The following is a 24,094-nucleotide window of genomic DNA, read 5'->3' on the forward strand; positions in this document are numbered from 1 at the left end:
CATCCGGCGGGTTTGATCGTGGGCGAACATCACAAGCACGCGTCGGTCGGAGTCGCGCAGGCGATCTTCGATGGGATGCCGTCCGCCGACCGGGCGAAGGTCGAGGCGGAGGCCGCGACCAAGGGCGTGAGCGCCCTGGAGATCGTGCGCCTATCCCTCGACATTTTGATCTCCGATGCCAAACCGGCGACCGCTGGCGGCGGAACGGGTCCGGCGCAGTAAGGGCCGTCGCGTCATGGTTCGGCCACGGCCGATGACGGGCCGCTCAAAGAGTCTCGTCGCGGGGGTGCTCCTGCTGCTGGCGGCCCTGTCCGGCCCCGCGCGGGCGCAGCGGGTCGAGGACGGGTCCGACGTCGTCATCGGCAAGGCCGTGGCGGCGACGATTCTCGGCATGGTGGGGGAGCGTTTCGGCGCGCTCGACTCGAAGGTGACGGCGTTGCGCAAGGCGGAGGGCGGGTGGATCTGTGGCTCGGTCAACGTGAAGAACCGGGACGGGCTCTATATCGGCGAGCGCGGCTTCGTGGCCGATCCGTCGAGCGCGTTCTTCGGCCGCGTCCCGGAGGGGCCGGAACTCCTCAACCCGCGCGCCGAGGGGTTCCAGGCCCTGGAGCGGACCAGGCAGCTGTATTTCACGATGTGCCTGGACTGAGAGCCCTTTTTAGGTGATTTTCCAAAGCTTCACCTCATCCTGAGGTGCCGCGGAGCGGCCTCGAAGGAGGGCTCCAGGGAACGCTTCGGTATCTGGAGGGCTCCTTCGAGGCCCTTCGCCGAAGCGAAGGGCACCTCAGGATGAGGTGGTCGGGTCGGACGATCGACTTTGGCGGACGACCGACATCAGCATGCACATCCGCTGAGACATTCGATCAAACCGGCTCGGTCATGGTACATCCCGAATCCGTCGGGACCGGCGACACCAAAGCCGGGCCTCGCCGTTATCCCCCCATGATGATGGACACGCCCCGCCTCGGTTTCTGCTGCAATTTCGTGCTCGACGACGATCCCGCCAGTTTCAAGACGCTGAAGGCCGCCCGCGAGGCGACGCTTCACATGAACCTGTCTCACACCACCATGAGTCATCTCGACAAGCTCGCGCCGTCGGCGCGGCGGGCCAAGCTCGAGAGCCTCGCCCGACACAACCTCGCGGCGCTGGAACGGCAGATCGCCTGGGTGGCGGCGCGGCCGCCCCTGGAGCGCCTGCTGCGGATGGCGAGCAACGTCCTGCCCGGCTACACCCACGAGGTCGCGCGGGCGATCTATGCAGAGCCCGAGATGGTCGCCCTCGTGGAAGCCGGTCTCGCGCGGGTCGGCGAGCGCGCGCGGGAGGGCGGCGTCCGCCTCAGCTTCCATCCCGGGCCGTTCTGCGTCATCGCCTCACGCAACCCCAATGCCGAGCGCAACGGCATCTCCGAACTCGAATACCATGCCGAGCTGATGGCGATGATGGGGTATGGCGCGGGCTGGCACCCGCATGGCGCCCATATCAACATCCATGTGGGCGCCCGCGACCCCGGCATCGACGGGTTTCGCGCCAGCCTGCCCAAGCTCTCGCAGACCGCGCGCGACCTGCTGACGGTGGAGAACGACGAGAACGCTTTCGGCCTCGACACCGTGCTGGACCTGGCCGACCGCGTTCCGGTGGTGCTCGACCTGCACCACCACTGGGTCCAGAGCGGCGGCGTCTATATCGAGCCCGATGACGAGCGGATCGCCCGCATCCGCGCCTCCTGGCGCGGCGTGCGCCCGATCGCCCATATCAGCCTCTCGCGCGAGGCTTTGCTGGAGGGGCACGACCCGGACACGCTGCCCGATTACGCCGCTCTGGTGGGAGCCGGGCACAATTGGCGCGACATCGCGGCCCATTCGCACCTGATGGGCAACCGGGCGCTCAACGCCCTCGTGGCCCGGCACCTCGCCTGGGCCGATTTCGAGATCGAGGCGAAGGGCAAGAACCTTGCCTCCACCGGGATCGCCGCCGAGATCGGGCAAGTGGAGGGCTTTGCGGGCGCCAGCGCTGCGGCCTGAGGCGAGGCCTCGCCGCGCGGGGATTTGGCTCGTCCCATACCAGACCTCGATGAGCTTGACTCATCGAGGTCTGCCCGCGCGACGGCGCGGCGGCGGTCGTCCGCCGGATCTCACTGATCCTGACCTATAGGTCAGGATCAGTGAGGCTTGGTATCAGCGGCGCGTCGGCTTCTGCATCTTGACGACGGTGCTCTTGGGGCGGCCGATCGGCTTCAGGGGAGCCTTGGCCTCCAGGGCGGCGCGGGCGAGGTCCTGGGGGCGCGGCGCGCCGTTCGCGATCCGCATCAGGGCTTCGGCCATCTCCTCGATGGTCTGGGCCGCCTCGCCCTCCAGCGTCTCCTCCGCCCGGATGCCGGGAAGTTCGGGCGCGATCTCCTCGGCGGCTTCGCGCAATTGTTCGATCAATTCGGCCGGCGAGTAACGGGAGGGAGGTGCATATGCCATTCCGCGACCATGGCAGCAGCCGGCGGCCTCGACAACCGGCCCAACGGACCAAGGGTCGATCTCACGGGAAGGGCGGGTTTGCCGTGGACGGTCCCGGGCCGGGATCGCAGACTCACGGTTTCCGTCGGTCGAATTCTGATGTCGAGGGCCTGATCACAGATTCGCTTCGGGCGGCAAAAGGATGTCGGCGGCGCGGCGGCACGCGGATAGTCCGACTCCCACCCGATCTCGCCGGAGAAGCCGACATGGGGTGTCGCCCGAAGCGGTTCTCCGGCCGGGTTGCGACGCTTTTACGCTCCACGGACCACCGACGTGCATTTCGGTTGCCTCATCAAGGACTTCATGCCTAACGTCGTTGCTTCGACGGGTTGGGTGACGAAGGATTTGGCTCGTTGGGTGCAGATGACACGACGGCTGAACCGGGCCTGCCGTACTTCTGCCTGACGACGTCGGGCTTGCCACCCGGAGAGGCCTTCGAGCGATGGCGCACGCTCCTTGCGCCGATGTACGAGGTCAGTCCGACGACGCGCTCCGCCGTCCTGCCTTTCGGCACCAACATCGCGTACCCGATCGACGACCTCGTCGCTCATCGCACCCTGCTCTCGACCCAGCGGCTCCAGCGCGATCGCCGACGTGTCGATGCCGGGTCCGACCAGTACACCGTCCAACTCTACAGGTCCGGCCGATTTCAGGGCACCGTCGCGGGTAAAGCGATCGCGGCCTCGGCCGGCACCGTGACCTTCATCGGCCGCCGTCACCTGCTCGATGGCATGCTCGACCGCGCCGATACGACCGGCATCGTCGTCCCCTGCGCCCGCCTCCATGGGTTGCCGCTGGAAGATCATGAGATGCTCTTCGATGCGGCCCGCAACCGGTTGCTCTCCGCCCGCATTCTGGACCTCTACCGTCGCTTGCCGACCACGCGCCTCGACGACGCCCCGGCTCTCGCCGTCGAGTTCGTCGGCTTCCTGCGCCGCCTGCTCGATCCCTCGCGGGCCAAGGACGTGCTCGAAGGCCGCGACCTCGATGGCGGCCTGATGGCGCTGGCCAGAATGATCGTGCAGGAAAACCTGTCCCGGTCCGACCTGTCGCCCGCCTTCATCGGCGGACAGATGCGGGTCTCGCGGGCCACGCTCTATCGGCTGTTCGAGCCGGAAGGGGGCGTGATGCACTTCGTGCAAGGCGAGCGCCTGAAGGCCATGCGCGACGCGCTGGCCGATCCGATGGAGACGCGCACCCTTGCCCGTCTGGCCGAGGTCTTCGGCTTCAGCAGTGCCTCGCAGCTCAGCCGCAGCTTCCGCAACCGCTTCGGCGCGCCGCCTCAGGCCTGGCGGGGCGAGCGTCGGGTGGTCCAGCAGACCAGCGGTCAGGGGACGGTGCAGCACGTCTGGAAGTGGCTGCGCGAAACGCGATGAGCTCCTCACCCGGGTGTGCCGACGAGTTCGACCGCGTAAGACGGCGGCCGCATCCCCCTCGCACCGGTCCGGCCTTCGGTTAGGCCCCGGCGGATACCCTGGACGATGCCCGCCGAGGGCGTTTCGTGCCCGGAAGCAGGTTGGCAGAAATCCATTCCTCACGGACAGGAGCCCCGTCCGGGTTGACGTGTGCCCTCTTATGTAACATCGTTTGCTACATGAGACGCGATAGCCGCCTGTCCGGCATTCTCCACGTATTGCTCCACATGGCCGAGGAGCCGGGCCCGGTGACCTCCGAGGTGCTGGCCGCCGCCATGCAGACCAATCCGGTCGTCGTGCGCCGCATCATGGCCGGACTGCGCGAGGCGGGCTTCGTCCGGTCCGAGCGCGGGCACGGTGGTGGCTGGACGATCGCGCGCGAACTGCACGAGATCACCCTTCGCGACATCTACGTCGCGCTCGGTTCGCCCGCACTCCTCGCCATCGGCAACCGCACGGAATCGCCGGGCTGCCTCGTCGAGCAGGCCGTGAACGCCGCCCTCGATACGGGCTTCCGCGAGGCCGAAGCGCTGCTGCTGGAGCAGTTCGGCCGCGTCACCCTCGCGGCCCTCAGTGCCGATTTCCACGCCCGTCTCGCCGCACGGGGCGGCACCCTCACCCTGGAGCAGGCCCATGGCATTTGACGTGATCATCGTGGGGGGCAGCTTCGCCGGCTTGTCGGCGGCGACCTATATCGCCCGCGGGCGACGCTCGGTCTGCGTGATCGATACGGGCAACCCGCGGAACCGCTTCGCGGCGGCCTCCCACGGCTTCTTCGGTCAGGACGGAAGCGACCCCCGGGCGATGATCGCGCAGGCGCGCGCGCAGCTCGCGGGGTACCCTCAGGTGACGTTCGTGGCGGGGGAGGTGGTGGACGCCCGCGTGGGCCAGGACTTCGCCATCGTCCTGGCGGGTGGAGAGACCCTGCACGCCGCCCGCCTCGTTCTCGCTCACGGTATCTCGGACGTTCTGCCGGACCTGCCCGGCCTTGCCGAGCGCTGGGGCAAGAGCGTCCTCCACTGCCCCTATTGTCATGGCTATGAATTCGCGGAGCGGAAGCTGGGGGTGCTCGCGCTATCGCCGATGTCCGCCCACCAGGCTTTGCTGATCGCCGAATGGGGGCCGACGACACTCTACCTCAACGGCGGTGATAGGCCCGATGAGGCAACGCATACCCGGCTCGTCCAACGGGGCATCGAGATCGAGCCGGCTCCGCTGGTCGCTCTCACGGGCGACGGCGATACGTTGTCGGGTGTGCGGCTCGTGGACGGCCGAACGGTCGCGGTCGATGCCCTCTATCTCGCACCGCGTTCACGCTTGAACAGCCCGCTCGCGGAACGTCTGGGTTGCGCGCTGGACGAGGGACCGTTCGGTCCGGTCATCCGCACGGATTCCAGCAAACTGACGACGGTGGCGGGTGTCTACGCTGCGGGCGACATCGCCCGCGCCCCCCATAGCGTGAGTTGGTCCGTGGCGGACGGTGTGACGGCGGGCGTTTCCGTGCACCAGTCCCTCGTCTTCGCAAGCCTGGCTGCCTGACCCCGTGCGGATGCTGTCGCACCTGCTTTTCACCTAACCCCGCCGTAGAGCGGACGGACGGGTTCCGATCCATGCCAGCCATGGAGACCGCCGTTCCAAACTGGAAAAGAACAACACGGTCACTCCATTGCGTGGATAGCCAGAGACCCTCTCGGCGAGGAGCTTTCAGCGCAAAGGGTGGGTCCTGGTTCGCCGCATGTGGGCTTTTCGCTCTCTGGGCATCGATCCGGCCCTTCACGCCAGCCCATCGTCATGGCCCCCGAGAAACCGAGCTGCCGGGAAACCGAGGGGAGCTAAAGGTCCTGAGCGGGACCGGTCGGGGCGGCGCGTGTCGTCCGCTCGCTCGGTCGCCGGTCCTCCGCTTTGGCCGCGCCAAGGGCTTGCTGCACGGTGGAGGACACGCGGTCAATTCGAGAAAAGACCGCGACGATGCGGCGGTCTTAAGCGAACCTTTGCCTTGTTCTGGCCTCTGGGGGTAGGAGACGTCGCGTTCCGAGGGGCGATCACCCGTGACCATACGGCCTCAACCATACCACGACGGCTCCGCGACAGAGGCGTCCCCCCTCGATGGCGCCGCCGTTCCGGAACGGCTGAGCCCGAAGGAACAGGGGGTGCTCAGCCTTGCCCTGCGCAAGGGAAGCGGCAACCCGGTCGACGATCTCCTCGCCGCCTCCGAGGCTCCCTCGCGCCAGATGGCGCTCCCGCTCTGGCTGCTGCTGGTCGGGCGCGACGCGGTTCACAAGCGGTGGGGCATCGTGACGGGGGCGGGGCTCGTCTGGACGGCGTTCGGCCTCGCGCTCGTGATCGACGCCTTCGACGGGGCCCTCCACATTCCCGACCGCTGGTTCGGTCTCCTCCTCGTGTTCGAGGCGGTGGGCTCGTTCGTCCGCGGCCTCGTCGCCACCGGCGCCGCGCGTCGGCTGCGCCTGCTCAAGGCGGTGCTCCTCCTCGTGGTGGCGGTGCTGACGATGCTGGCCTCGCCCGCGAGCACGTTCCTGCTCGCGATGCTGTTCGGGGCCGCCTTCCTGTTCGATGGCCTGTCGCGCTTCGCGCTCTCGAATGTGCTGCGCTTTCCGGGCTGGCGCCTGTCGGCGGCGCACGGGCTGTTGGGAGTCGCCCTCGGCATCGTCACGCTGCAACCCTGGCCCACTTGGTACGCCGGCACGGTCGGGTTCTGCATCGGGGCCTTCCTGATCCTGAGCGGGATCAAGGTGGCGATCCTCGGGCTGCGGTTGCGTCGCCCTCCCGTGGCGCCTGAACAAAACTTGGCTCCCGAGTCGCACTTAGTTCCTGAGCCGCCTTTGGCCGGGACCGGCCCGGAAGCGCTGACCGTCCATGTCTGGACGCCGACCGGAACGGCGTCGATCCCGGTCCGGCAGCGCCTGGTGCATCGCTACGTCATCTCGGTGAACGGGCACGGCCACATCTCCACCGGCCATGCCGCCCTGGAGCTCGGCGAGCCGGGCGAGGAGGGGGCGCTCTATGTGAGCCACTACCCCGCCGTGGAGATCGACCGCTCGCCCGACCATCTCCGCGCGACCCTGCGCGCCGGCCCGGAAAACGACGTGCCGGGCCGCTTCCTGCCGAGCTACCGCGAGGAGGCGGACGATTGGTGTGAGGCCACCGTGACGGTCACCCTCCACGGAATCGACGGTGCGCGCCTGAGGCGCTTCTGGGCCGCCTATCGTCGCGACACGACCTACAACCTCGTCGCGCGGAACTGCTCGACGACGGTGGCCTGTGCCCTCGACGCCGCCGTCGAGGGCGCGTTCAACCGGAACGGCAAGCCGTGGCGCACCCTCGCCCAGGCGGCGATGAGCCCGGAATTCTGGGCGGCCGCGCTCCTGCGCAACGGTGCGGGCGCGATGACATGGACGCCGGGTCTCGTGCTCGATTATTCGCGGGCGCTCAGCGCCCTGATCGATCCCGTCTCGCCGGTCCAGGCGATCGGCTGGAACGGCGTGAAGCGGCGGCTCCTGCGCAACTGGCGCGCCGAGGCGGTGGCGCGGATGCGGAGCCTCGCCCGACGGCGCTCGCCGGCGTCATAGGCCGGCGGAGGGCAGTGGGTCGGTCTGACATCCGATGGGGACGACCAGGCCCCGGAAGGTTCGGGCGACCCTGGCGCGATGGGGATATGCAGATCCCCATGGTACCCAGCCACAGCGTCGCCGTTTCAGCGTGCCGGAGCGACAAGAACCGCTTCCGCCGGTCGGTGACGACGGCCGGGTTCCATTCCTGCCGCTCGACGACCTCCACGTCGTCCGCCGCCATGGCACCGGCCGCCGGCCTTTCTCACGCACACGTCCTGGCGAACCGTATCGTATCAGGACGCGGATCAACGATGGCGGGTGGATAGAGCCGGCGCTTCCGCGTTTTTCCGTGGTGTCGTTGATTAGGTGGTCGAAGTCTGACGGACGGTACCCGTCCTGAGCGTCCGAGATGAGTGGGAAGCGGACGGTTCATCCACCCACAGTTAAAGACTTTCGCAACAGGAACGCATCCGCATCGCTACCCGGTTGACCCGGTCGAAGCGTCTGCTAATGATTTTCCATGAATCATATCAGGCGATGGAGAGCGGTATGACCAAGAGCGTGCGCATGAAGCCCATCATTAAGACCACCCGGAGCAAGGCAGTGGCCGTGAGGCCACAGGCGTCTATGCAAGTCCTGACGGACCAGTTCGGCATTGAAGTGGAGGACAAGTTCAAGATATCCGGCTCGTCGGGGTTTGTGAACGTCCACGTAGAGAAATCCGATGGCAGGGTTGTCTCTCACAAATTCAAGGCCAACAAGAATTTCCGGCAGATGACTGTCTACAACAAAAGCAATGTCGACGCGAATGAAAGGCGCGAAATCGTGGCGCAGCTCGATAGGGATGGGCATTCGCAAGCCGCCATCGCGGACCAGCTCGGCGTCTCTCAACCAACCATCTCTTTGGATTTAAAGAGGCTGAAGGCGGAGAAGAGACTCGGCTAATTTCTACTAGATAGATCATGAGAAAATTACGTCAGATTATTTGGGGCCTTGTTCAGATATCTACTGGCACAATGTGGGCGGTAATACTTGCGCGTCCACGCCCGTAGCTATGCCGTCAGCTGCACGCGGTATCGAGGCTCAGAACGCCTAGCAAATTAAACGCACCCGCAATCGCAAAGATAAGAGCAACGTAGGGTTGGGCAACGGTGCCCCGTCATGCTAGTTTGCCTGAAACTAGAGGGACCTCATGACCGTGCTGACAATTCCGGCTGCCCGTGTGAAACAGGGCGATCTTGTTCTGTATGCGACATCAATCAAAGTCAAAGATCTGACGCAAGATAAATTCTATTCGGTCGAAACGCTCGATCCCGACAATACTGACGATACCGGCTATCAGCGCCTCTTGAATACCACGCGGGCAAAGCGATTGGCCGACTACATCGTCAAAGGCCAGAACAGCCAGGACGCATTCCTTCCAACATCCATTCTCTTGGCGACGGACAAGTCGCTGCCGTTCGACCCTAAGACCAACACGATCACCATTGATACCGCTGCGGTAGGCCCGTTCAGCGTCGTGGATGGCCAGCACCGCGTCGAGGGGCTGAAGATGGCTGCGTTGAGGGATACTCGCGTCCTCGAATTCGAGGTGCCGGTTAATATCGCGGTCAACCTCTCGCGCATTGCGCAGATGTGCCACTTCCTGATCGTCAACACAACACAGAAGAGCGTCGATAAATCCGTCGAACAGCGCATCATTGCCCGTCTAACCGATGCCATCAACATTGAGGAGCTGCCGAGCCTACCTAAGTGGATCTCAAACATTGTCGAGCGCGGCGAGGTTGATAAGGCCGTCAAGATGGTTGCTTACTTGAATGAAACGCCCGACTCGCCTTGGTTCGGCAAAATCCTAATGGCGAACGACACATCGGATACCGCGACCGTCAATCAAAGGTCATTCGTTACGGCGATCGTCAAGTATGTCCTCACAGCCAACAACCCACTCTCGGTCATCAACGATTTCGAAAAAGAGAAAAAGATTTTTGCCAATTACTGGAGAGCGATTTCATCGGTAATCGATGATGAGAATGCAACAGTACTTTACAAATACAACGGTGTCGATCTGTTCTGCCGATTTTCCATTCCGTTCTTTATGAAACTACAGGAGCAGGGCAAGTACACCGTTCCATTTATGACATCGATGCTGTCCAAATGCTTCGATAACGTTGAGGGCGATTATGCTGGAGTTGGCCATTCCGAATGGTGGGCGAAGGGCGGAAAAGCTAGTTATCTTAATTCTGGCGCGATAAATATTGTTACTCAGGAGTTGGCGAAGGCGCTTCACAAGCAATCCATGGTTGGCGAGATCGAGATATGAAGGTTCATATTCTCAATCCGGCCCCGACTGTTCGTGAAGCCTTCCGCAGGGATAGGGAGCACTTCATCCCCGACTGTGCGGGTTGCTACGCGCTGACCACGTTCACGCAGGATGTTCTCTATGTGGGTCTTGCCACGAGCTTGCGTCGCCGGTTCGGTCAGCATCTCGACAGTCCTGAAAAGACCGCCATCACGCCACTTGGTCGGGCAATCTTGTTCTGGTGGCTCAAGACACCCGATACGAATAAAGTCGAGAGAACGTGGATGAACATACATATGATCGAGGAGGCGTCGCTGCCATTCCTTAATAAGGCCTACTCGCCGATCTCAACATAACCATCGATCAATCCACTCATTCAAATGATCGAAAGGGCTCCATTCTAGGCGTCCGCTGATTTGCATCATGGAACGGTTGGGGCGACCGTCTGCCATGGGTCGAAAGCGGACCCTGCGGCAAGTACCAAACGTCAGATGTTCCCCACTAGATCGATGTAGCCCGGTTCAAGTTGTTGTTCCAAGGCTTTACCTCATCCTCAGGCGCCCGCGTTAGCGGGCCTCGAAGGAGCCCTCCAGACACCGAAGCGATCCCTGGATGCCTCCTTCGAGGCCGCTACGCGGCACCTCAGGATGAGGTTAAGATCCTGGACAAGCAAATAAAAATAGGCCCTCGGCATAGGCATCGAGGCTGAAGATGCGTCTGTGCAAGTCCATGCCGAACAACTGAGATTGCGCATCATCGGCCTATACCCTTGGCTCGGATGACAGGGAGAGCCGTGTGGTCCCGCGGCCTGGCCCTTCGCCTCAGTGCGCCGGGCGGGTCGCGGCCAGCGCGCGGGAGATCGCCAGCATCACCGCCAGCGTGTCCTCTTCGTCCTGCTCGGCGCCGTGATCGCTGAGCTTGACGATCACGGTGCCGGTCTGGCGGTTGATGTAGATGTACTGGCCATAGACGCCGATGGCGGAGATGTCGTCGTCGCCCTCCGGCACGTGCCACCATTGCGCAGAGTAGGGCCAGCCGTCGACATCCCTGCGGGCCGGGGTCTCGATCCGCTCGATCCAGCGCGGGGGAACGATGTTCGTGCCGCCGACGCGGCCATGGTCGGCCACCATCAGCCCCAGGCGGGCGAAGTCCCGCGCCACGGCGTTGATGCAGCAGAAGGCCTTCTCCGTTCCCCCCGGCCGGTCGAGATTCCAGGTCGCGTTCGCCTCCGCGCCCATGGGCTTCCAGATCGCGTCCGAGAGGAGGTCGGCCAGGGGCTTCTTCTGAACCTCCGCGAGGATCAGGCCGAGGATTTCGGTGTCGATGCTACGGTATTGGCCGGTGCTGCCGGGCTTCGACGACAGGGTGGCGTGGTCGCGCACGAAATCGCGGATGTCGCGGGTGAGGTACATGCCGGCGGTCCCCACCAGGGGGTTCCACGGGTCGTAATTCTCCGGCACCGCGAGTCCGCTCGTCATGTCGAGGAGGTCGCGGACGGTGATGCGGCCGAAGGCCGGCTCGCCCCGCAGATACGGCAGCAGGGTCGCCACATGGTCCGTTTCGGCGAGCTTGCCCTCGGCGATCGTCTGCCCGACCAGCAGTGAGACCACCGATTTCGCCACCGACCAGGACGGGAACAGCGTCGCCGGCCCCGAACCGGGGCGGTACCATTCATGGACGAGGACGCCGTCCTGGGTCACCAGCAGGGCGTTGGTGTGGGTCGCCTCCAGCATCTGCGCCAGAGGAACATTGTGTCCCTTCCAGGGGACGTGGCCGAGAATCGCGCGGGGCCGGGCGGGCAGAGCGCGGGACGAGCGTCCGGCCGCCACCGCGCGGCTCGCGAACCAGGTGCCCACCGAGGAAGGCTCGACGATGGCGAGGGCCGCCAAGGTGACCGGGTTCGGCACGCCGAGCAGCGGCCCGATGGCGGCAGCCATCCCACCCAGCATCCCGGCGCAGATCAGCGTCCCGGCGAGCCAAGGCCGACGGAAGCGGGGCCGGAGGCGGTGCAATCTCGACATGACGCTCGGTACACCTCTTGGCCGGCCCCGGCCGCCGGCGGAGCCCTGTCCTTCAGTGAGGCGCGGTCTGGCCCGAGGCGAGGATCGTCACCCCGACGGCGATCACCGCGATCCCGATCATCATCGGCAGGGTGATCGGCTCCTGGAACAGGAGCGCGCCGCCGACCGCCGCGCCGACCATGCCGACCCCGGCCCAGATCGCGTAGACGATCCCGATCGGCAGCATGTTCATGCTGTTCGACATCAGCCAGAACGCCGTGCCGTAGCCCAGCACCACGACGATGGTCGGCAGCGGCTTGGTCAGGCCGTCGGCGGCCTTGAGGGCGAGGGTCGCCGTCACCTCGGCGCTGATGGCGAAGGCAAGGAGGAGGTAGGGGTTCATCTGCGAGGCGTCCGTGCGGGGGCAGGCTGAAAGCGGAATCCGTGGCCATCCGCATGGCGATGTCCGCGTCATGTCCGAGGCCGGCGGCGGAATCGCGCGGTACGGCCACGGATTTCAAAAGCACGGGGGCCGTTAATTTCGCGTGTCGGATGGCGCACGAAGGCCCGTCCGATGGCGGTCGAAACCGGGTGCGCGTGGCGGTGACGGTCTGCCGTTTTGGCACAACTGGTCCGGGCGGCCCGCGCCGAATTGGAAAGTCTGCCCGTCGATCGAGTCTTGCTCCGCTCGGGGTCTCACTGCACAGATTGGTCACAGACTGCGCGCGATTCTCCCTGGCCTTCCGGGACGGGAGAATCCGTGAGGAGCGTTCCGGCATGATCATCGTCACCACCGAAACCATTCCGGGTTGTACGGTCCGCGAAGTGCGAGGCCCCTGTTTCGGCGCCGTGGTCCGCAGCCGGGGCGCGGTCGGAAATTTCAGTGCCGGCCTGCGCTCCCTCGTCGGGGGCGAGGTCGGCGAATACAGCCGGTTGATCGAGGAAGCGCGCGGCCAGGCCATCGACCGCATGGCGCAGAACGCTGCTCAGCTCGGCGCGAACGCCGTCCTTACGATGCGATTCGACTCCTCCGAAACCGACCAGAACATGATGGAGGTCGTCGCCTACGGCACCGCCGCCATCGTCGAGCGCAACGCCTGACCACCGCATCCCGGCAGGTCGGGACGCTCACCCCTATCGCCTTGACAAACCTCGGGTTTCTGGCGGTCAGGCCCCATCACGTTCCTCTTCTCCAACCACGGAATCCGACACGATGCGCACGACCCTGACCGCATGTCTCTTCATCGCCCTCACGGGTGCGGCCCTTGCCCAGCAGGTGAACGAGCCGCCGATCCAGAGCCCGCAGGACGCCGCCTGCCGCGAGCAGGCCAGGGCGCAGGTGTTCAGCGCCGCCAACCCGAGCAATCTCAGCCTCTACGACCTCGGTTCGCAGATCTATCACGCCTGCATGGCCAGCTATCACACCACCGGCCCGAACCCGGACCGCAAGGAGCGCCGTTTCTGACACCGCACGCTTTCCGCGATTCCGGCCGCCTCCCGTTCACTTCCGAAGGATCTCCGCAGCATGCCGATGCCTGACCAAGAGATCCATGGCGGGCGGGAGACGAGCCGTCGCTCCGGCTTTCTCGTCCTCGCCGTGCTGCTGGCGCTCGCAGGTTCGGCGACGGCCGTGTCCGCCGCGCAGCCCTCGGCGAAGCTCTGCACGACCGAGAACTCCACTCCCGAGACGGCGGAATGCATGGAGAAAGCCCTGGAGGGCGCCGACAAGGCGCTGAACGCAGCCTACCGGAAGGCGCTCTCGGTGATCGACGCGGACGATAGCGGCAAGGATGCCAAGGCCAAGACGGAGTGGAAGGCGCAACTCGCCGCGGCGCAGCGTGCCTGGATCGCGTTCCGCGACGCCGATTGCGGGGCTCTGATCGTCAGCGAGTGGAACAGTGGCAGCGGGACCACAACGGCGACCTACGCGTGCCTCTACGACAAGACCGTCCAGCGGACTGGCGACATCCTGAGCCGCTACCCGCTTCACTGAATCCGGGCCGACCTTTCGCTCAGCGATAATCGGTGGGCGTGAGGCCGTGCCGGGCCATCTTGTCGTAGAGGGTCTTGCGCGGCGTGCCGAGGGATTCGGCGGCGATGCGGACGTCGCCGCCGGCCATGATCAGCTCCTCGCGGATCAGGCCTCGCTCGAACCGGTCGACCTGCTCGGCCAGGGTTCCGGTGCTGGCGGCCTCCGGTGAGGGCGAGTCGTGCTGGCCGAGGCCGAGGGCGTGACGCTCGGCGAAATGGCCGAGCTCGCGCACGTTGCCGGGCCAGTCGTGCCGGCGCAGGTGCTCCCGCACGGCCGGCGTGATCGGCGCGGGCTCGCGGCCGAAGCGCAAAGCGGCGCGGGTGAGAAACTCCTGGAACAGCAGCATCACGTCCTCGCGCCGCTCGCGCAGGGGCGGAATCGCGATCGTGATGACGTTGAGGCGGTGGTAGAGGTCGTCGCGGAAGGTGCCCTGCGCCGCCGCCTGGCCGAGATCGACCTTGGTCGCGGCCACCACGCGCATGTCGATGGCGCGGATCTCGTTGCTGCCCAACGGCTCCACCGCCCGCTCCTGCAGGACGCGCAGGAGTTTCACCTGCAGGCCCAATGGCATGCTCTCGATCTCGTCGAGGAACAGCGTGCCGCCCTGAGCGTGCTCGATCCGGCCGACCCGGCGCTTGAGGGCGCCGGTGAAGGCACCGGCCTCATGGCCGAAGAGTTCGCTCTCGACGACGCTGTCGGGTAGCGCGCCGCAATTCATCGCCACGAAGTTCCGGCTCGCGCGCCGGCTCCAGCGGTGCAGGGCGCTCGCCACCACCTCCTTGCCCGAGCCGGTCTCGCCGAAGACGAGAACGTCCACATCGGCATCGGCGACATCCCGCACGAGACGGCGCAGGCGCACCATCTCCGGGGAAATGCCGAGGAAGGCCGGGTCCTCCTCCACCGCCGCGTCCAGCCGGGCGCGCAGGGTGCGGTTCTCGAGAACGAGCCGGCGCCGTTCCAGAGCGCGGCGCGCCGAGGCGACGAGGGATTCGGCCGGGTAGGGTTTGGACAGGAAATCGTAGGCCCCGTCGCGCATGGCGCTCACCGCCATACGGATGTCGCCATGCCCGGTGATCAGGATGACCGGCAGTTCCGGATCGATGGCCTTGATCCGCCCGAACAGAGCAATGCCGTCGAGATCGGGCAGGCGCACGTCGGTAACCACAAGGCCGGGCGGATCGGCGAGGATGGCGGCCAGCGCAGGTCCGGCGGCCCCGAAGGTCTCCACCGTGAACCCATCGAGCTCAAGGCTCTGGCGGTTGGCGCGGCAGACATCCGCCTCGTCGTCGATGAAGACGACCCGTTCGGCCGACCCGCCCGCACCCTCTTCAACGCTCACGATGTCGTCTCCACGGGGGCTTTGGCCAGTTCCATCCGGAACACCGCCCCGCCGGCCGGATCGTCCAGGGCGTTCAGGCTGCCGCCGCAATCCTCGACGATTCCGCGGGCGATGGCGAGCCCGAGCCCGAGCCCATCGGACTTGGTGGTGAAGAAGGCGTCGAAGAGCTGGGCCCGAATGGCCTCAGGCAAGCCCGGCCCGGTATCGCGCACCTCGACCGCCACACGCTCCCCGGGCAGGTTCCGAACCAGGATGGAGACCCGTGGATCGGTGCTCCCCGCCGACGCGTCGAGGGCGTTCTGGAGCAGGTTGACCACGACCTGTTCGAGGCGCGGCCCGTCACCGAGAACGCAGAGGCCAGGGGCCGGCGTCTCCGCCGTGAGCGCGATCCCGGCCGCCTTCGCCCGTGCTTCCACCAGTTCCAGGCTGTTGGCGAGGATATCGGCGAGGGGCACGGGCTCGCGCCGGGGCGATGAACGCCGGGCGAAACCCTTGAGCTGCCGCGTCAGGCCGCCGATCCGGTCGGTGAGGCGGCCGATGGCGAAAGCGTTCTCCGCCGCTTCCTCACCCCGGCCCCGTCGGACCAGGATCGCCGCGTTGTCGGCGTAGGAGCGGATGGCGGCCAGCGGCTGATTGATCTCGTGCGCCATGCTGGCGGCGAACTGGCCCAAGGCCGCGAGCCGCCCGGCCTGAGCGAGTTCTCGGCCGAGGCGTTCGCGCTCGGCTTCCGCCTGCCGTCGCTCCTCCTCCGCCCTCCGTCGCTCTTCGATTTCCAGCCGGAGCATCCTGTTGGCGTCGGTGAGTTCCATCGTCCGCTCACGGACGCTCCTCTCCAACTCTTCCCGGCGCGTCGCGGCTTGAGCGAGGCGCTGGCGTGTCCGTCGCCGGCGGCCCGCCACGGTCGCGATCCCAATACAGGCCAGCCCGGTGCCGAGGGCGGCGATGATCCAGGCCTGCACCCGCTCGCGGTCCACGGCAGAACCCACCGGCGTCAGGGTATGGAGTCGCCAGTCGGTGCCTGGAATGGGGGCGTCGAGGGCCAGGGCGGTTCGCGCCGGCCGCGACCCCTGCCCGACGCGGACGAGGTCCTGCATCCCCCCGACGGGGTGGAGCGGAAGCGCCGTGAGCGGGGCGTCGCCGAATTCCAACGCCGCGCGGATGCGCTTTCGCTCGTCCTCGCCGACCTCGCGGAGGGTCGCGAAGTTCCACGTGGGATCACTCGCCACGAGGACGATGCCCCTTGCATCCGCCACGAACACCCCATCCCCCGATTGCCGCCACGCGGCCTCGACGTCGTGGAATTCGATCTTCACCACCACCACGCCGCCGGATTCGTCGATCCGCCGCGAGAGGTAGAGGCCCGCCCGGCCGCTCACCGTACCCAGGGCGAATTGCGATCCGGCGCCGCCGGTCATCGCCTGCCGAAAGTAGGGCCTGAAAGCATAGTCCCGGCCGAGAAAGCTGCGCTCCGACCCTGCATTGCTCGCAGCTACCGTGATCCCATCGGAGCGGATGACGTAGATCACCGCCGCGCCCGTGGCCGCCGCGATCTGAGCGAGCCGTCTGTTGACCCTGGTGACCAAGGGCTGCCCCGGCTCAGGACCCGCGACTGCTGCGATCTCAGGATCCGCGGCCAGGGCCAGCGGAAGCGAGGCCTGCTTCTGCATTTCGGCCCTCAACGCGCTGACCTGCAGCGCCAGGGCGGCCTGGGCCGTACGGCGAAGGTCCGTCAGCGCCCAGCGCTCGGCCGCCCGCCCAGCGAGCCATGCCCCAACGAGAACCAGGATCAGGCAGGCGACCGGAACGAGGGTGCGATGCCACCGCGCGCGCCATCGCGGTTCGGTTCCGCCGCGGAAAGAAGAATTCTGATTCACGTGCTTCGCATCAGTGCGATTTCCCGGACGGAATTTGGCGACTGAGTGCGGGATTTCGCACTGGGGCCGCGAATGGGAACCTCGCCGACAAGAGAAATATGTCTGGAATCAATGTCTTAACGAAATATTTCAGGAGTTCCCAAGCTGGCACGCGGGTTGCCATTCCTAGACCGAAACGCAGGCCTGCGCTGTTCGCAGGGCTGCAAGCCGAAGGGGCGAGTGTCCCGACGCCAAGACCAAGAGACGACGATGCCCGGACAGAACCGGCGCACCGATCCGACCCAGTTTTATCTATCTCCAGGGAGAAGCCCGCCATGGCCACCATACCGTCTCCGCTGACCGCGCCGCATGCGCCGGCAAAGCCGAAGCCCCTCTATCGCACGCTGTATTTCCAGGTGCTGGTCGCCGTGGCGATCGGCATCACCCTCGGCCACTTCTATCCGCAGGTCGGCGCGGACATGAAGCCGCTCGGTGACGCCTTCATCAAGCTCGTCAAGATGATCATCGCGCCGGTGATCTTCCTCACGGTCGTCTCCGGCATCGCCGGCATGACCAACCTGGAGAAGGTCGGCCGCGTCGGTGGCAAGGCGCTCATCTACTTCATCACCTTCTCGACCCTGGCCCTCATCGTCGGCCTGATCGTGGCGAACCTCGTCCAGCCGGGCGCAGGCATGCATATCGATCCGAAGACCCTCGATCCGAAGTCGATCGCGATGTACGCCGACAAGGCGAAGACGCAGTCGATCACCGACTTCCTCATGAACATCATCCCGACCACGGCGGTGGGTGCGTTCTCGGGCGGTGAAATCCTTCAGGTCCTGTTCTTCTCGGTGCTGTTCGGCTTCGGCCTCGCCTTCCTGGGTGATCGCGGCAAGCCGGTCCTCGACATCATCAAGGTGCTGTCGGAAGCCATCTTCGGCGTCGTCAACATCATCATGAAGGTCGCCCCCATCGGTGCCTTCGGCGCCATGGCCTTCACCATCGGCAAATACGGCATCGCCTCGCTCGCCAACCTCGCCTACCTCGTCGGCGCCTTCTACCTGACCTCGGCGATCTTCGTGCTCGGCGTGCTCGGCCTCGTCGCCCGCTATAACGGCTTCTCGATCATCAAGCTCATCCGCTACATCAAGGAAGAGCTGATGCTGGTGCTCGGCACCTCGTCCTCCGAGTCGGCCCTGCCTTCGCTGCTCGAGAAGATGGAGCGCGCCGGCTGCTCGAAGCCCGTCGTCGGCCTCGTGGTCCCCACCGGCTACTCGTTCAACCTCGACGGCACCAACATCTACATGACCATGGCGGCGCTCTTCATCGCGCAGGCCACGGACACGCCGCTCACCTATGGCGAGCAGGGCCTCCTGCTCCTCGTGGCCATGCTCTCCTCCAAGGGTGCGGCCGGCGTCACCGGTTCGGGCTTCATCACCCTGGCGGCGACCCTCGCGGTGGTCCCCTCCGTGCCCGTCGTCGGCATGGCGCTGATCCTCGGCGTCGACCGGTTCATGTCCGAGTGCCGCGCGCTCACCAACTTCATCGGCAACGCCGTGGCCTGCATCGTGGTCGCCCGCTGGGAAGGTGAAGTGGACGAGGTCAGACTCGCGGCGGCGCTGGGCGGCAACCCGATGCCTCTGGCAGCCGAGATGCCGGTTCTCCAGGCTGCGGAGTAACACCCGTACCGACTTCGAGCCGGGTGGCGATCCAGCCGGCTCGAAGTCGATCCGAAAGGGGCTGCCGGACCGCGATGGCCCGGCAGCCCCTTTCGCGTCGAGCATGGCCTCGGCTCCTCGATGCGATGGGTCACCCGAGGCCATTCCAGACGAGACACGTGCCAGAGATCGCCAGAAGCCCGTCCATCATGAACCGGAACGTCTCCGGGGCGAGGCGAAGCACGAAGGGCTTTGCCACGAACGCCCCCACCATGAGAGCCGCGCCCACGGCAAGGCCTCTGACGAAAACCGCGACCGGCAACGCGCCGGTTCCCTGGAAGGTCAGGGTCTTGGTCAGGTAGATTGCCAGCGACGCAGCGGCCTCCGTGCCGATGAACGCACCCTTGGTCAGGCCGTAGCCGATGAAGACCGGAACCGAGGCCGGGCCGGTCGAGGCGACGATGCCCGTCAGGAAGCCGATAACTGCTCCTGCAACAGCCAGGTGGGGGAGCTGCACTCTGACGAGGCGGTCGGCCAGCCAGCGGCGTCCGGGGATCATCGCCAGAAGGAACGCGCCGATCGCCAGATCGACGGCACGCGGCGGCAGGACCAGCATCGTGCGGGCGCCGAGCATGGCCGCCGGAATTCCAGTCGCCGCATAAGCGGCGACGGCCCGCCAGTCGACCTCTCGCCACCATGCCAGGATGCGGGAGAGGTTCGCCATCACGGCTGCGACCGCCATGATCGGGATGGCTTCCTTGGGCCCGTAGACATACGCGAGCACCGGCACCAGCATGATCGAGGAGCCGGTACCGATGATGCCGCTGACGACGCCCGCCACGAGGCCGATGGAGAGGATGAGAAGCAGACCCATCGGACGATTGTGCCCGGCCGAACCGGAAGTCCCTAGGGGCAATGCCTGACGTTGGATAACCTCGGCCTGCGAGCCTTTGCCGACGGAGGCCGGCTCGGACACTTTCCCGCCAGCGAACGTTCCCCTGCCTCATGCTGACCAGTCGGACCGATCTTGCCGATCTTGGCACCTTCCTCGCCATCGCTCGTCATCTGAGCTTCCGGCGCGCGGGGCTAGAACTCGGTGTCAGTGCCTCCGCGCTCAGCCATGCCCTCAAGGCGATGGAGGCTCGCCTCGGCGTGCGGCTGATCAACCGCACCAGCCGGAGCGTCACCCTGACCGCAACGGGCGAAGAGCTTCTGGCGTCGCTCGATGCACCCTTCGCGGCGATCGGTTCGGCGCTCGATGGACTCAACCGCCACCGGGAGCCAGGGAACGCCGCGGGGCGCATTCGTCTCAATGTGCTCGAACATGCGAGCACGCTGCTGCTCGCGCCCGTGCTGCCCGTCTTCAGCGAGCGCCATCCGCAGATCGAGATCGACGTCCGCGTCTCCAACGATCTGCTCGACATCGTGGAGGCCGGGGCCGATGCGGGCATCCGATATGGCGGCACCGTCGCTCAGGATATGATTGCCCAGCGCCTGTCGGCCGACCTGCGCTGGGCGGTGGTCGGCGCACCCTGCTATCTGGATCGGCATGGAACGCCGGAGCATCCACACGACCTGTTGGCGCATCGGTGCCTGCGCATCCGCCTCGGTGACGAACGGCTCTACGGTTGGGAGTTCGAACGGGCCGGTGAGCCGCTCGCGCTCGATGTGCCCGGCGCCGTGACCATCGACAACACGCACTTCGCGCTGTCCCTCGCGACGGCAGGCGGGGGGCTGGCCTACCTCCCCGAACCATGCGTCAGGTCGCCGGTCAGTCGCGGTGAACTGCGCGTCGTTCTGATGGATTGGGCCCCCGCGGGAGCCGGCTTCCACATTTACTATCCGGGACGTCGCCAGTTGCCGACCGGCCTGCGGCTCCTCATCGATCTGGTTCGCGAGCTTAGGCCGCTCGGTCTGTAGGCGCGATGTCGCCCAGCGATGAGCCATGCTCATCGGTCCGTTGAAGCAATGGCGGGTCATCGGAGTGACGCTGTGAGCCTACTTCTCGCCGATCGGTGAGCGGTAGGGCTCGCCTTCACGGCCAGCCAGAGGCTTCCGACATGCTCACCACGCACCGTTTCACCGAAAAGGTCGTTTTCGTCACCGGTGCCGCCAGCGGCATCGGACGTGCCGCCGCCCTCGCTTTCGCGGCGGAGGGCGCTCGTGTGGCGATTGCCGACCGGAGTGAGGAGACCCTGGAACACTTGCGGGCCGAGATTGAAGCGGTCGGCGGAGAAGTACTGGCGATCCGTTGCGACGTGTCTCTACCGGAAGAGGTGGAAGCGGCGATTGCCCGAACCGTCGAACGCTTCGGACGCCTCGACTGCGCCTTCAACAATGCCGGAGTCGAGAACAGGGCCACGCCGGTCCACGAGATCGAACTCGACGAATGGGACCGCATCCTCGGCATCAACCTGAGGGGGACCTTCCTCTGCATGAAGTACGAGCTGGCGCAGATGGTACGCCAGGGCGGCGGCGTGGTGGTCAACACTTCCTCTGGTGCCGGCATCCGCGGTGTCGCGGGCGGCGCGGCCTATGCCGCTTCCAAACACGCCATCATCGGTCTGACCCGCTCGGCGGCACTGGACTATGCCAGGAAGAACATACGGGTGAACGCTATCCTGCCCGGCAACATCCAAACGCCGATGATGGACCGTTTCACGGGAGGCGACGTTCAGAAAGCGATCGACCTCGAACCGGTAGGGCGTCTCGGCAAGCCGGAGGAGATCGCGGAAGCGGTGCTCTGGATGTGCTCGGACCTCGGTGGGTTCGTGACCGGAGCCGCCACGGTGATCGACGGTGGCTGGTCGCTTTGACGGTCGATCCGGTGGAAACGGAGGAGCAGGCGAATGGACATTACACGCAGCGGGTCGCGACCGTCCGGCAGGGGACCGTCCGAATGGTTTACCGGGACCGTGCGGATCGACCCTCTTTTCTCCGCGCCCGAGCCGGCGCGGGTCGCCGGAGCGAGCGTGACATTCGAGCCGGGCGCCCGCACCGCCTGGCATACGCATCCGCTCGGCCAGACGCTCATCGTCACCTTCGGGGCAGGCTGGGTTCAGCGGGAGGGCGGCCCGATCGAGGCTGTCGCGCCGGGCGATGTCGTCTGGTTCAAGCCGGATGAAAAACACTGGCACGGGGCAACGGCAACGATGGCCCTGACGCATATCGCGATCCAGGAGCAACTCGATGGCCGGGCGGTGACGTGGTTGGAACAGGTCACCGACGAACACTATCGCGGGGTTTGACGCTCGCGCCAGGGCCGCCCCTCGACGGGCGGGTGCGGAGGCTCTCGTCCCGACGGGGCCTCATGTGGAGGGCGTCAGGGTGAAGACGTGGTCCGCTCCGGCAATGGTGGCCGGGCGGTGGGCGACGATGATCCGGGTCATGCGCAGGTCGCGCAAAGCCTCGGCAATGACGGCTTCCGTCGCTTCGTCGAGATGGCTCGTCGCCTCGTCGAGGAACAGGATCTCCGGTTTGCGATAGAGGGCGCGGGCCAGGATGACCCGCTGCTTCTGGCCGCCCGAGAGCGTCGAGCCCATATCGCCCACCAGGGTCTCGAACCCCATCGGGGTGCGCTTGATGTCGGCGAGGATCGCCGCGCGCGCGGCACATTCCTCGATCCAGCCCGCATCGGGCCGCTCGTCGAAACTGGCGATGTTCTCCGCGATGGAACCGGCGAAGAGGCCATCGCTCTGCATCACGCCCGCGATCCGGCGGCGATAGGTGGCCGCCCCGAGGGTGCGGATCTCCTGCCCGTCGACGAGGACGCGCCCCTCGCTCGCCGGCAACAGGCCCATCATGATCTTCATCAATGAGGTCTTGCCCGAACCCGAGGGGCCGGTGATGGCGAAGCTCGTCCCCGCCGTCACGTCGAGCCTGAGATCGCGGAAGATCCAGGGCTCGTCCGCGCCGTAGCGCAGGGCGAGCTCCTTCACGGCGACACTCCCCGTCCCCTCCGCCGCCCGGATCACCGCCGGGGCGGCCGGTTCCAGGGTGGAGCCGGAACCCTCCTCGGGCTCGCTCATGACGATGTCCGACAACCGGTCGGTCTGGACATTGAGCATGCGCAACTGGAAGCCCGACTGGATCAGGTTGCCGATCCGCTGCGAGAACTGGTCGCGATAGGCAAGGAAGGCCACCAACATGCCGAGCGTCATCGACTGGTCGATGACCGCCCGCGCGCCGAGCACGAGCAGGAGCAGCCGGTCGAGACCGAACAGCAGCTCATTGGCCCGCCCGAAGATCAGATCGAGGCGCTGGAGCCGCAGCCGCGCATTCAGCGAGGTCACGAAGTGGTTCATCCAGGTGCCGCGCCGGCGCTCGCGCAGGTCGAGGAGCTTCACGCTCGCCATGCCGCGCACTGTCTCGATGAAGTGGCTCTGCTGGCGCGCTTCGGCGACGATCGCTTCCTCGGTGCCCTCGCGGTAGGAAGCGTAGGCGGCGATCCGCAGCGCCGCGGCGAGCGCCGTCGAGGCGACGACCACGAGGGAAAGCCAGCCGCCATAGACCACCAGCATGGCGAGCATGCCGATGGACATGATGCCGTCGAGCACGGCCTGGACGAGATCGGTGGTGAGCCCCTTCTGGATCGTCGCAAGGGAGCCGAAGCGCGAGATCACGTCGCCCACGTGCCGCTTCTCGAAATAGTCCAGTGGCAGGCGCGAGAGGTGGTCGAACAGGCTGCCCGACCATTGGTAGTTCAGCTTGGTACCGGTGAACATGATCGCCCAGGTCCGCGCCACCGAGAGGACGAGCTGGACGACGAGCAGCAGGGCGAGCCCCACCGCCACCACCAGCAACAGGTCGAGATCGGCGTTGACGATGACCTCGTCGATGACGATCTGCGAAGCGATCGGCATCAGGATCGCGACGAGCTCGATGCCGAGGGACAGGGCTAGGATCTGGGCGAGGGCCGGGCGGATGCCGCCCATCGTCCGGAACAGGTCGCCCAGCGCAAGTCCGCGCCGGCGCTTCTCGTGCACGAAGCTGGTGGTCGGGCTCGCCTCCAGGGCGACGCCCGTGAACTCGCGCGACGCCTCCGCGAAGGTGAGCTTGCGCCGCCCCCGGGCGGGATCGTGGATGACGATCCCCCTGCCGTTCACGGCGGTGAGCACGACGAAGTGGTTGAGCCCCCAATGCAGGATGCACGGCGTCTTGAGCTTGGGCAGATCCTTCAGCTCGGCCCGCAAGGCCCGGGTGGCGAGGCCCATCGAGCCCGCCAGATCGATGAGGTTGCGCAGGGTCATCCCCTTGAGCGACAGGGCATGCCGGCGGCGCAGGGCGCCGAGATCCACATGTCGGCCGTGGTAGCCCAGCACCATGCCGAGGCAGGCCATGCCGCATTCGGCAGCCTCCGCCTGGAGCAGGACGGGCACGCGCCGGCCGAAGCCGAACTGGAGGGTGCTGAGCAGGCTCACGCTT

General features: G+C 66.2%; 24 protein-coding genes. 17 read left to right on the forward strand and 7 right to left on the reverse strand.

The genetic code is table 11. The features are described 5' to 3' along the window. The first annotated feature begins 18 nt into the window (after positions 1-18). The 3 genes from IPV08_RS04055 to IPV08_RS04065 all read left to right on the forward strand — a co-directional run bounded on the left by IPV08_RS04055 (position 19) and on the right by IPV08_RS04065 (position 2,022). Positions 19-222, forward strand: a complete 204-nt coding sequence (locus IPV08_RS04055; protein WP_207410870.1) for a hypothetical protein — start codon at positions 19-21, stop codon at positions 220-222. Positions 223-253: 31 nt separating this feature from the next. Next, positions 254-649 (forward strand): hypothetical protein, encoded by a 396-nt coding sequence (locus IPV08_RS04060; RefSeq protein ID WP_207410871.1) that lies wholly within the window; start codon positions 254-256, stop codon positions 647-649. A 293-nt stretch (positions 650-942) separates the two neighbouring features. Further along, complete coding sequence (locus tag IPV08_RS04065; protein WP_207410872.1) at positions 943-2,022, forward strand: UV damage endonuclease UvsE; 1,080 nt, start codon at positions 943-945, stop codon at positions 2,020-2,022. A gap of 153 nt (positions 2,023-2,175) precedes the next feature. On the opposite strand, the gene IPV08_RS04070 is transcribed toward IPV08_RS04065, so the two are convergent. Further along, on the reverse strand, positions 2,176-2,466 hold the full coding sequence (locus IPV08_RS04070; RefSeq protein ID WP_056428532.1) for a hypothetical protein: 291 nt from the start codon (positions 2,464-2,466) through the stop codon (positions 2,176-2,178). A 392-nt stretch (positions 2,467-2,858) separates the two neighbouring features. On the opposite strand from IPV08_RS04070, the gene IPV08_RS04075 reads away from it, so the two are divergent. The 7 genes from IPV08_RS04075 to IPV08_RS04105 all read left to right on the forward strand — a co-directional run bounded on the left by IPV08_RS04075 (position 2,859) and on the right by IPV08_RS04105 (position 10,144). Continuing rightward, positions 2,859-3,881: a helix-turn-helix domain-containing protein gene (locus IPV08_RS04075; protein WP_246747777.1), complete on the forward strand. Its 1,023-nt coding sequence runs from the start codon at positions 2,859-2,861 to the stop codon at positions 3,879-3,881. A 218-nt stretch (positions 3,882-4,099) separates the two neighbouring features. Next, on the forward strand, positions 4,100-4,564 hold the full coding sequence (locus IPV08_RS04080; RefSeq protein ID WP_056428528.1) for an Rrf2 family transcriptional regulator: 465 nt from the start codon (positions 4,100-4,102) through the stop codon (positions 4,562-4,564). Next, positions 4,554-5,459: an NAD(P)/FAD-dependent oxidoreductase gene (locus IPV08_RS04085; RefSeq protein WP_207410873.1), complete on the forward strand. Its 906-nt coding sequence runs from the start codon at positions 4,554-4,556 to the stop codon at positions 5,457-5,459. Before IPV08_RS04080 ends, IPV08_RS04085 begins: the two co-directional genes overlap by 11 nt. A gap of 509 nt (positions 5,460-5,968) precedes the next feature. Beyond that, positions 5,969-7,507: a DUF4105 domain-containing protein gene (locus IPV08_RS04090; RefSeq protein WP_348646070.1), complete on the forward strand. Its 1,539-nt coding sequence runs from the start codon at positions 5,969-5,971 to the stop codon at positions 7,505-7,507. A gap of 531 nt (positions 7,508-8,038) precedes the next feature. Beyond that, a complete protein-coding gene (locus tag IPV08_RS04095; RefSeq protein ID WP_207410874.1) occupies positions 8,039-8,434 on the forward strand; it encodes a winged helix-turn-helix domain-containing protein in 396 nt (131 codons plus the stop codon). Between the two features lie 247 nt (positions 8,435-8,681). After that, positions 8,682-9,809, forward strand: a complete 1,128-nt coding sequence (locus IPV08_RS04100; RefSeq protein WP_207410875.1) for a DGQHR domain-containing protein — start codon at positions 8,682-8,684, stop codon at positions 9,807-9,809. Next, positions 9,806-10,144 (forward strand): GIY-YIG nuclease family protein, encoded by a 339-nt coding sequence (locus IPV08_RS04105; protein ID WP_207410876.1) that lies wholly within the window; start codon positions 9,806-9,808, stop codon positions 10,142-10,144. The genes IPV08_RS04100 and IPV08_RS04105 overlap by 4 nt, the downstream gene beginning before the upstream one ends. Positions 10,145-10,609: 465 nt before the next feature. Here IPV08_RS04105 and IPV08_RS04110 read toward each other — a convergent pair whose 3' ends face one another. Then, positions 10,610-11,809 carry a serine hydrolase gene (locus IPV08_RS04110; RefSeq protein ID WP_207410877.1) on the reverse strand — a complete coding sequence of 400 codons (1,200 nt, stop codon included), beginning with the start codon at positions 11,807-11,809 and terminating at the stop codon, positions 10,610-10,612. Positions 11,810-11,861: 52 nt separating this feature from the next. Beyond that, positions 11,862-12,191, reverse strand: a complete 330-nt coding sequence (locus tag IPV08_RS04115) for a multidrug efflux SMR transporter (RefSeq protein ID WP_056428514.1) — start codon at positions 12,189-12,191, stop codon at positions 11,862-11,864. 374 nt (positions 12,192-12,565) lie between these two features. On the opposite strand from IPV08_RS04115, the gene IPV08_RS04120 reads away from it, so the two are divergent. The 3 genes from IPV08_RS04120 (at position 12,566) to IPV08_RS04130 (ending at position 13,781) form a co-directional block, all read left to right on the forward strand. After that, entirely contained in the window at positions 12,566-12,889 is a 324-nt protein-coding gene (locus IPV08_RS04120) for a YbjQ family protein (RefSeq protein WP_056428511.1), read from the forward strand. Between the two features lie 112 nt (positions 12,890-13,001). Beyond that, the gene (locus IPV08_RS04125; RefSeq protein WP_056428507.1) at positions 13,002-13,253 is read left to right on the forward strand and encodes a hypothetical protein; all 252 of its coding nucleotides are present in this window, start codon (positions 13,002-13,004) and stop codon (positions 13,251-13,253) included. A 60-nt stretch (positions 13,254-13,313) separates the two neighbouring features. Next, on the forward strand, positions 13,314-13,781 hold the full coding sequence (locus IPV08_RS04130) for a lysozyme inhibitor LprI family protein (protein WP_246747778.1): 468 nt from the start codon (positions 13,314-13,316) through the stop codon (positions 13,779-13,781). A 19-nt stretch (positions 13,782-13,800) separates the two neighbouring features. Here the strand turns inward: IPV08_RS04130 and IPV08_RS04135 are convergent, their stop codons facing one another. Then, on the reverse strand, positions 13,801-15,159 hold the full coding sequence (locus tag IPV08_RS04135) for a sigma 54-interacting transcriptional regulator (RefSeq protein WP_207410878.1): 1,359 nt from the start codon (positions 15,157-15,159) through the stop codon (positions 13,801-13,803). Continuing rightward, positions 15,156-16,949, reverse strand: a complete 1,794-nt coding sequence (locus IPV08_RS04140; protein WP_210348211.1) for an ATP-binding protein — start codon at positions 16,947-16,949, stop codon at positions 15,156-15,158. The genes IPV08_RS04135 and IPV08_RS04140 overlap by 4 nt, the downstream gene beginning before the upstream one ends. 398 nt (positions 16,950-17,347) lie before the next feature. Between IPV08_RS04140 and IPV08_RS04145 the strand changes: the two genes are divergently transcribed. Then, the gene (locus tag IPV08_RS04145; RefSeq protein WP_056428498.1) at positions 17,348-18,691 is read left to right on the forward strand and encodes a dicarboxylate/amino acid:cation symporter; all 1,344 of its coding nucleotides are present in this window, start codon (positions 17,348-17,350) and stop codon (positions 18,689-18,691) included. A 130-nt stretch (positions 18,692-18,821) separates the two neighbouring features. Here IPV08_RS04145 and IPV08_RS04150 read toward each other — a convergent pair whose 3' ends face one another. Then, positions 18,822-19,544, reverse strand: a complete 723-nt coding sequence (locus IPV08_RS04150) for a sulfite exporter TauE/SafE family protein (protein WP_207410880.1) — start codon at positions 19,542-19,544, stop codon at positions 18,822-18,824. Positions 19,545-19,675: 131 nt separating this feature from the next. On the opposite strand from IPV08_RS04150, the gene IPV08_RS04155 reads away from it, so the two are divergent. From IPV08_RS04155 to IPV08_RS04165, 3 genes are all read left to right on the forward strand, one after another. After that, complete coding sequence (locus IPV08_RS04155) at positions 19,676-20,590, forward strand: LysR family transcriptional regulator (RefSeq protein ID WP_207410881.1); 915 nt, start codon at positions 19,676-19,678, stop codon at positions 20,588-20,590. Between the two features lie 140 nt (positions 20,591-20,730). Next, the gene (locus IPV08_RS04160) at positions 20,731-21,486 is read left to right on the forward strand and encodes a glucose 1-dehydrogenase (RefSeq protein ID WP_207410882.1); all 756 of its coding nucleotides are present in this window, start codon (positions 20,731-20,733) and stop codon (positions 21,484-21,486) included. Between the two features lie 33 nt (positions 21,487-21,519). Next, entirely contained in the window at positions 21,520-21,918 is a 399-nt protein-coding gene (locus IPV08_RS04165; RefSeq protein WP_207410883.1) for a cupin domain-containing protein, read from the forward strand. A 60-nt stretch (positions 21,919-21,978) separates the two neighbouring features. Here the strand turns inward: IPV08_RS04165 and IPV08_RS04170 are convergent, their stop codons facing one another. Further along, positions 21,979-24,090: a cysteine peptidase family C39 domain-containing protein gene (locus IPV08_RS04170; RefSeq protein WP_207410884.1), complete on the reverse strand. Its 2,112-nt coding sequence runs from the start codon at positions 24,088-24,090 to the stop codon at positions 21,979-21,981. Positions 24,091-24,094: the final 4 nt, after the last annotated feature.

Source organism: Methylobacterium sp. SD274, assembly GCF_017355285.1.
Classification (GTDB): domain Bacteria; phylum Pseudomonadota; class Alphaproteobacteria; order Rhizobiales; family Beijerinckiaceae; genus Methylobacterium.

What these genes read in the sequence shown, in the direction of transcription:
- IPV08_RS04060 (WP_207410871.1), top strand. Translation starts at nt 254, where the DNA reads ATGACGGGCCGCTCAAAGAGTCTCGTCGCGGGGGTGCTCCTGCTGCTG.
- IPV08_RS04065 (WP_207410872.1), top strand. Translation starts at nt 943, where the DNA reads ATGATGATGGACACGCCCCGCCTCGGTTTCTGCTGCAATTTCGTGCTC.
- IPV08_RS04130 (WP_246747778.1), top strand. Translation starts at nt 13,314, where the DNA reads ATGCCGATGCCTGACCAAGAGATCCATGGCGGGCGGGAGACGAGCCGT.
- IPV08_RS04160 (WP_207410882.1), top strand. Translation starts at nt 20,731, where the DNA reads ATGCTCACCACGCACCGTTTCACCGAAAAGGTCGTTTTCGTCACCGGT.
- IPV08_RS04085 (WP_207410873.1), top strand. Translation starts at nt 4,554, where the DNA reads ATGGCATTTGACGTGATCATCGTGGGGGGCAGCTTCGCCGGCTTGTCG.
- IPV08_RS04155 (WP_207410881.1), top strand. Translation starts at nt 19,676, where the DNA reads ATGCTGACCAGTCGGACCGATCTTGCCGATCTTGGCACCTTCCTCGCC.
- IPV08_RS04070 (WP_056428532.1), bottom strand. Translation starts at nt 2,466, where the DNA reads ATGGCATATGCACCTCCCTCCCGTTACTCGCCGGCCGAATTGATCGAA.
- IPV08_RS04105 (WP_207410876.1), top strand. Translation starts at nt 9,806, where the DNA reads ATGAAGGTTCATATTCTCAATCCGGCCCCGACTGTTCGTGAAGCCTTC.
- IPV08_RS04150 (WP_207410880.1), bottom strand. Translation starts at nt 19,544, where the DNA reads ATGGGTCTGCTTCTCATCCTCTCCATCGGCCTCGTGGCGGGCGTCGTC.
- IPV08_RS04115 (WP_056428514.1), bottom strand. Translation starts at nt 12,191, where the DNA reads ATGAACCCCTACCTCCTCCTTGCCTTCGCCATCAGCGCCGAGGTGACG.
- IPV08_RS04095 (WP_207410874.1), top strand. Translation starts at nt 8,039, where the DNA reads ATGACCAAGAGCGTGCGCATGAAGCCCATCATTAAGACCACCCGGAGC.
- IPV08_RS04100 (WP_207410875.1), top strand. Translation starts at nt 8,682, where the DNA reads ATGACCGTGCTGACAATTCCGGCTGCCCGTGTGAAACAGGGCGATCTT.
- IPV08_RS04120 (WP_056428511.1), top strand. Translation starts at nt 12,566, where the DNA reads ATGATCATCGTCACCACCGAAACCATTCCGGGTTGTACGGTCCGCGAA.
- IPV08_RS04080 (WP_056428528.1), top strand. Translation starts at nt 4,100, where the DNA reads ATGAGACGCGATAGCCGCCTGTCCGGCATTCTCCACGTATTGCTCCAC.
- IPV08_RS04145 (WP_056428498.1), top strand. Translation starts at nt 17,348, where the DNA reads ATGGCCACCATACCGTCTCCGCTGACCGCGCCGCATGCGCCGGCAAAG.
- IPV08_RS04165 (WP_207410883.1), top strand. Translation starts at nt 21,520, where the DNA reads ATGGACATTACACGCAGCGGGTCGCGACCGTCCGGCAGGGGACCGTCC.
- IPV08_RS04125 (WP_056428507.1), top strand. Translation starts at nt 13,002, where the DNA reads ATGCGCACGACCCTGACCGCATGTCTCTTCATCGCCCTCACGGGTGCG.
- IPV08_RS04110 (WP_207410877.1), bottom strand. Translation starts at nt 11,809, where the DNA reads ATGTCGAGATTGCACCGCCTCCGGCCCCGCTTCCGTCGGCCTTGGCTC.